This window comes from Parafrankia sp. Ea1.12, assembly GCF_900465275.1.
GTDB classification, from domain to species: domain Bacteria; phylum Actinomycetota; class Actinomycetes; order Frankiales; family Frankiaceae; genus Parafrankia; species Parafrankia soli.
On record NZ_UBIZ01000362.1, the window covers coordinates 1 to 5,438 of the forward strand.

Annotated in this window: 3 protein-coding genes and 2 pseudogenes; 2 read left to right on the top strand and 3 right to left on the bottom strand. The window is 71.0% G+C overall.

The features are described from left to right. Positions 1-17: 17 nt before the first annotated feature. Positions 18-191: pseudogene (locus FMEAI12_RS38415) on the top strand (integrase core domain-containing protein); the annotation flags it as partial. Between the two features lie 180 nt (positions 192-371). Beyond that, positions 372-1,125, top strand: a pseudogene (locus tag FMEAI12_RS20135) (integrase core domain-containing protein); the annotation flags it as partial. A gap of 191 nt (positions 1,126-1,316) precedes the next feature. Here the strand turns inward: FMEAI12_RS20135 and FMEAI12_RS39285 are convergent. The 3 genes from FMEAI12_RS39285 to FMEAI12_RS20145 form a co-directional block, all read right to left on the bottom strand. After that, positions 1,317-1,442 (bottom strand): hypothetical protein, encoded by a 126-nt coding sequence (locus tag FMEAI12_RS39285; protein WP_255565715.1) that lies wholly within the window; start codon positions 1,440-1,442, stop codon positions 1,317-1,319. A 164-nt stretch (positions 1,443-1,606) separates the two neighbouring features. Then, positions 1,607-3,133 carry an acyl-CoA carboxylase subunit beta gene (locus FMEAI12_RS20140; RefSeq protein WP_112107345.1) on the bottom strand — a complete coding sequence of 509 codons (1,527 nt, stop codon included), beginning with the start codon at positions 3,131-3,133 and terminating at the stop codon, positions 1,607-1,609. Positions 3,134-3,358: 225 nt separating this feature from the next. After that, a partial coding sequence (locus tag FMEAI12_RS20145; protein ID WP_146776737.1) for a type I polyketide synthase occupies positions 3,359-5,438 on the bottom strand: 2,080 nt, incomplete at its 5' end.

Here is a 5,438-nt window from a genome sequence, read left to right on the forward strand (position 1 = left end):
GAACCGATATCGATGTGGTGCGCACACCACCGCAAGCCCCACAGGCGAACGCGATCGCGGAACGCTGGGCCGGCACCGCCCGCCGCGAATGCACCGACAGACTACTAATCGTCTCCGAACGGCACCTGACCTCGGTCCTCACCAGCTACGCCGAGCATTTCAACACCCACCGACCCCACCGCTCCCTCGGCCAACACCCACCCGACCCGCCGCCCATGGTCACCCCGACCTTGGAGTCCACCGTCCGCCGCACACGCATCCTCGGCAGCATGATCAACGAATATCGCAACGCCGCCTACACCTACCGGGGAAGACCGGATCAAACCGCAAAAGGCCAGCTCACAGGCCGAATCGGGGTTCTGGAGCCCCACAGGCCACCGATCAGCCCGGAGATCGCCGCACTGATCGAGCGGCTCGCGACCGAGAACACGACGTGGGGATACCAGCGAATCCAAGGCGAGCTCCTCAAGCTCGGCCACGATCCGCCGGGTCCTGACGTCCCTGGGTCTCCCACCGGCGCCCAGGCGGCAGACCGACACGACCTGGCGGCAGTTCCTACGCACCCAAACCTCGACCATGCTGGCCGTCGACTTCTTCCACGTGGGCTGTGCCGTGACACTGCAGCGCCTGTACTGCTTCTTCGTCCTGGAAGTCGGCTCCCGCACCGTCCACATCGTCGAGGTCACCGCCCACCCCGACGGACCGTGGACCACCCGACAGATCCGCAACCTCCTCATGGACCTCGGCGACCGGGCCGCCGACTTTCAGGTCCTGATCCGCGACCGCGCCGGACAATTCACCGCTTCCTTCGACGCAGTCCTCGCAGACGCCAACATCACAGCCATCAAGATCCCACCCCGGACTCCCCGCGCGAACGCCTATGCGGAACGGTTCGTCCGCACCGTCCAGACCGAGGTCACCGACCGCATGCTGATCTTCGGTGAACGGCACCTGCGCACCGTCCTGGTCGAGTACGCGGCCCACTACAACGGACGACGACCCCACCGCGGCCGTGACCTTCAACCACCACGGCCCGACCACCCCGTCGCAGACCTGACCAAGGAAAGGATCAAACGTCGGCCTGTCCTCGGCGGCTTGATCAACGAATACGAACGAGCCGCCTAAAAGGCCAGGTAAACGCCGGTGGCCGAGTTCGGGCACCCCACAGGCAGAGCACGGCTGGACGACAGGCAGAGGTACAGGTGTCCGATCGCCTTCGACGGAAGGCCTATCGATCACCGGGTGGGATCGTCGAGTGAGCCAAAACCCCTGCTCAGGGCTCACGGACGAGTTTCGGGCACCCACACGCGAAGAAGTTAGGTCTCCGCGCCGGCCTCGTCGGTGGCACGGTCGCAGCCGTTGTTGTACTCGCTCAGCGTCCTGCGGGTCTCGTAGTGGTCGAGCATCTCGAGCAGGCGCTCCTGCAAGGCGTCGTCCGTCATCGTTCCCAGGGTGTGGTGCCGGTCACCGACGGACGATCCTTACGGCGGCCCGCGCGATGTAACTGAACGCCCACTCATCAGTGGGGCCGGAGGTCGCGCTCCTGTCCCGTCCCGCGGGCGTTCTCACCCGGCGTTTCCCCCGTTGCCGCCGCCCTGGTGCCTGCTCACAGTGGGATGTTGCCGTGAGTGCCGCGGTCGCCGGGCGCTGCGGCCAGCGCGAGCGTCAGCTCCCTGCGGGTGTCCGCCGGTTCGATCATCCGGTCGATCACTCCGAGGGAGATCGCTCGTGACAGGCCGCCGGCGGTATGGGTGTGCTCGTTGACGAGCGTGGTCCGCAGCGCGGCGAGCTCGTCGGGGGCGGCCGCGGCTAGGGCGCGCCGGTGCAGGATGCCCACGGCGGCCTCGGCACCCATGACGGCGACCTCCGCTTGGGGCCAGGCGAGGACGGTCGTGGCGCCCAGCGAACGGGAGTTCATCGCGATGTAGGCGCCGCCGTAGGACTTGCGCAGGACGACGCTCACCCGTGGCACCACGGCCTCGGCGAACGCGTAGAGGAGCTTCGCGCCGCGCCGCACGACGCCCTCCCACTCCTGACCGACGCCCGGGAGGTAACCGGGGACGTCGACGAGGACTACCAGGGGAAGCCCGAAGGAGTCGCACATCCGGACGAACCGCGCGGCCTTCTCTGCGGCGAGCGAGTCCAGGCAGCCGCCCTTGCGTAGCGGGTTGTTGGCGATGACGCCGATCGAACGCCCGGAGAGCCGGCCGAGCGCGACGACGACGTTCGGTGCCCAGCGCGGCTGGAATTCCACGTAGTCGTCGTCGGCGAGGCCGGTCTGGTGCGCCGCGCCGTTCCCGCCGTCCGGGTTCGTCCCGGTGCCCGAACCAGGCGGGCCGACCGGAGCGACCGCGCCGTCCGGGCCGTCGAGGACGGCGCGTACTACCGGGCGGATGTCGTAGGCGCGCCGCGGGTTGTCCGGCAGCAGGGAGCTGGGATCGAGTCCGTCGCGGGTGGCGGCGAGGTCGAAGGCCCCCGGTGCCGCCAGCAGCGTGGTCACCCGCCGCGCCCGCAGGTATGCGTCGGCTTCCGACCGGGCGGTGACGTGCACGACGCCGGAGCGCCGGCCGTGCGCGTCGGCTCCGCCGAGGCCGTCCATGTCGATCTGCTCGCCGGTGACCTGGCGGACGACGTCGGGCCCGGTGACGAACACCTTGCCCTCGGGCGCCATGACGATGACGTCGGTGAGGGCCGGTCCGTAGGCCGCGCCGCCGGCCGCCGGGCCGAGTACGACCGACACCTGGGGCACCCGTCCGGACGCGGCGATCATGGCGGCGAACATCTGGCCGATGCCGTCCAGGGCTTCCACACCGTCGCCCAGGCTCGCCCCGCCGGAGTGCCACAGCCCGATCACCGGGATACGTTCGGTGACCGCCCGGTCGATGGCGTCGGCGATCCGCCGCGCGCCCGCGGCGCCGATCGCGCCGCCCATCGAGGTGGCGTCGGTGCAGTAGGCGATGACGTCGGTGCCGTCGACCCGGCCGTGGGCGACCGTGACGCGGCAGGGCGGCGAGTGCGGGATAACGGTGAGCGTTCCCGGGTCGAGTAGGCGGGCTAGCCGTTCCCGCGGGTCGCGCGGTGGCCTGGGTTGTTCGGCCACGGTGATGCGGGTGCGGGTGGTCAACTCGGTCATCGGAGCGGCTTTCTGGTCATGAGGTCTCCCCGGTCTGGTGTCCGGCTCATGGACGGGTGCGGGACTCGCGCGGCGCGGCCACGGCCCGGGGGACGGCAGGTGCCGGCCCCCGGGCAGGCCATGGCCCCTTTCGGGTGACGGGCTGCGTGTGTTTCGGCCCCTTCGCTGGTTGCCTGTCCGCGAGGGTCCGAGAAAAGGCCTGAGAGCCCTGGAATACCTGACCGGTCAGGGCGACTGGTCGAGGTTGCTGAGCCAGTGGTGGAGATTTCGCGCGGTGGAGATGGCGTGCTCGTTCATCATCGTCTGGTGGTTGCCGCTGACGTCCAGCGTGAGATGGTCGATCTCCCAGTCTGTCGTCCAGCCGTGTTCCTCGATCGTGCTCTGGTCGCCGGGGGAGAGCTGGGGCATGCGCTCCTCGGCTCGGACGAGCACGATCGGTGCCTCGACCGGGTTCGGCTTCCATTTCTCGAACAGGGTCAGGTAGGCGCCCTGGGCGGTGACCTGCGCCTCGGTCATGAGTGCGAACGCCTGGTCGTTGACGGCGATCCCGCGCAGTTCCTCCTGGATCTCCTCGGCGGGAATCCGGTCGCCGGGGAGCCAGGTGTCGAGCAGCAGGACCGCCTTTGGGTGGATGCCGCGTTCCTCCAGACCGGCGGCGACCGCGTGCGCGAGCCAGCCGCCGGACGAGTATCCGGCGATGGCGATGGGTACGCCGATGAAATGGGCCGCGACCAGGTCCGTCAGTATCTCGACGACGAGGTCGGACGAGGCGGGCAGCTGTTCACCTTCCCCGAATCCGGGGAGGGACAGTCCGTAGACGTCTCGTTGGCCGTGCAGGTGGAGGGCGAGCCGGGCGAAGCTGTGCGGTCCGGACGGTGCGACCATTGAGGGCACGCAGACGAGCGTGCAGGGGGCCGGGCCGGCGGAGAGCCGGACCGGTGGCGGCACCGGGCCGAAGTCGGCCGCGTCGTGGAAGACGGGCCGCAGCTTGGCGACGGCCTGCAGGATTTCGACGCCCTCGACGAACTTCCCGTCCGAGCAGGCCTGCCGGTACAGGTCGCGGACCCCGGCCGGCGCGGCGTGGGTGGTCGGCGCGGCCGGCCGCCCGGCACCGACGAGGGTCGCGAGGTACTCGGCCAGTTCGGTCACGGTCGGGTGTTCGAAGACGACCGGCGGTGTCAGCGCCAGCCCGGTGGCGGCGGTGAGCCGGCGGCTGAGTTGAACGGAGGCCAGCGAGTCGAAGCCGAGGTCGAGGAACCGGCGCCGCGGGTCCACGTCGTCGGGGGACTCGTGCTCCAGGATGACCGCGGCCTCCTCGCGAACCAGCCGGGCCAGCGTGCTGACACGTTCCTCGCCGGTCAGGCCGGCGAGGTCCATCCGCCTGCCGTCCGCTGGCCCATCCGGAGCGGAGCCGGCGGTCGGCGCCGGTCCGGCACCGTGCTCGGCACGGGTGGGCAGGCCGTCGAAGAAACGGCCGGGACGGAGCGCGGTGAACGGCGGCAGGAAGCGTCCCCAGTCGACGTCGACGACGGTGGTCGCCGCCTCGCCACCGGCGACCGCCTCGGTGAGGACGGTAACAGCCGGCTCCACCGGCAGCGGCGCGAGACCGCGTTCGCGGAGGTAGTCGCGCAGGCCCGGCTCGGCACCGAGACCGGCCTCGGCCCAGGGGCCGAACGCGACGGAGGTGGCGGGCAGACCGTGGCCGGCCCGGTGCGAGGCGAGGGCGTCCAGGTAGGCGTTGCCGGCGGAGTAGGCCGGCTGGCCGCCGCTGCCCCACGTCGCCGAGATCGACGAGATCAGCACGAAGGCTTCCAGCGGGATGGGCCGTGCGCCGTCCGGACGGGTCAGCGTGTCGAGTAGCGCCGCGCCGGTGGCCTTGCCTGTCACCACTTGCGCGAACTCGCTGAGGGTGAGTTCGCGCAGCGGCGCGGTCCGGCCGATGACGCCGGCGGCGTGGACGACTGCGGTCAGCGGTTCGCCGCCGCCGGCCGCCTCGTCGAGCAGAGCGATGACCTGTTCGCGGTCGGCTAGGTCGCACGCCACGACGGATGCCTCGGTGCCCAGTGCGGAGAGCTCGGCGACCAGTTCCGCGGCCCCGGGAGCGGCCGGGCCGCGTCGGCTCGCCAGGACGAGTCGGGACGTCCCGTTGCGGGCGAGGCGGCGGGCGACCTGCGCGCCGAGGGCTCCGGTACCGCCGGTGATCAGTACGGTTCCGTTCGGGCGCCAGACGGGCGTCCCCAGCCCGTCGGCCCCGCCGGCGGAGCTGACGCCCGCTTCCGTGCCGACGCCGGGGCGGGGGCGGGGG

What these genes read in the sequence shown, in the direction of transcription:
- FMEAI12_RS39285 (WP_255565715.1), bottom strand. Translation starts at nt 1,442, where the DNA reads ATGACGGACGACGCCTTGCAGGAGCGCCTGCTCGAGATGCTCGACCAC.
- FMEAI12_RS20140 (WP_112107345.1), bottom strand. Translation starts at nt 3,133, where the DNA reads ATGACCGAGTTGACCACCCGCACCCGCATCACCGTGGCCGAACAACCC.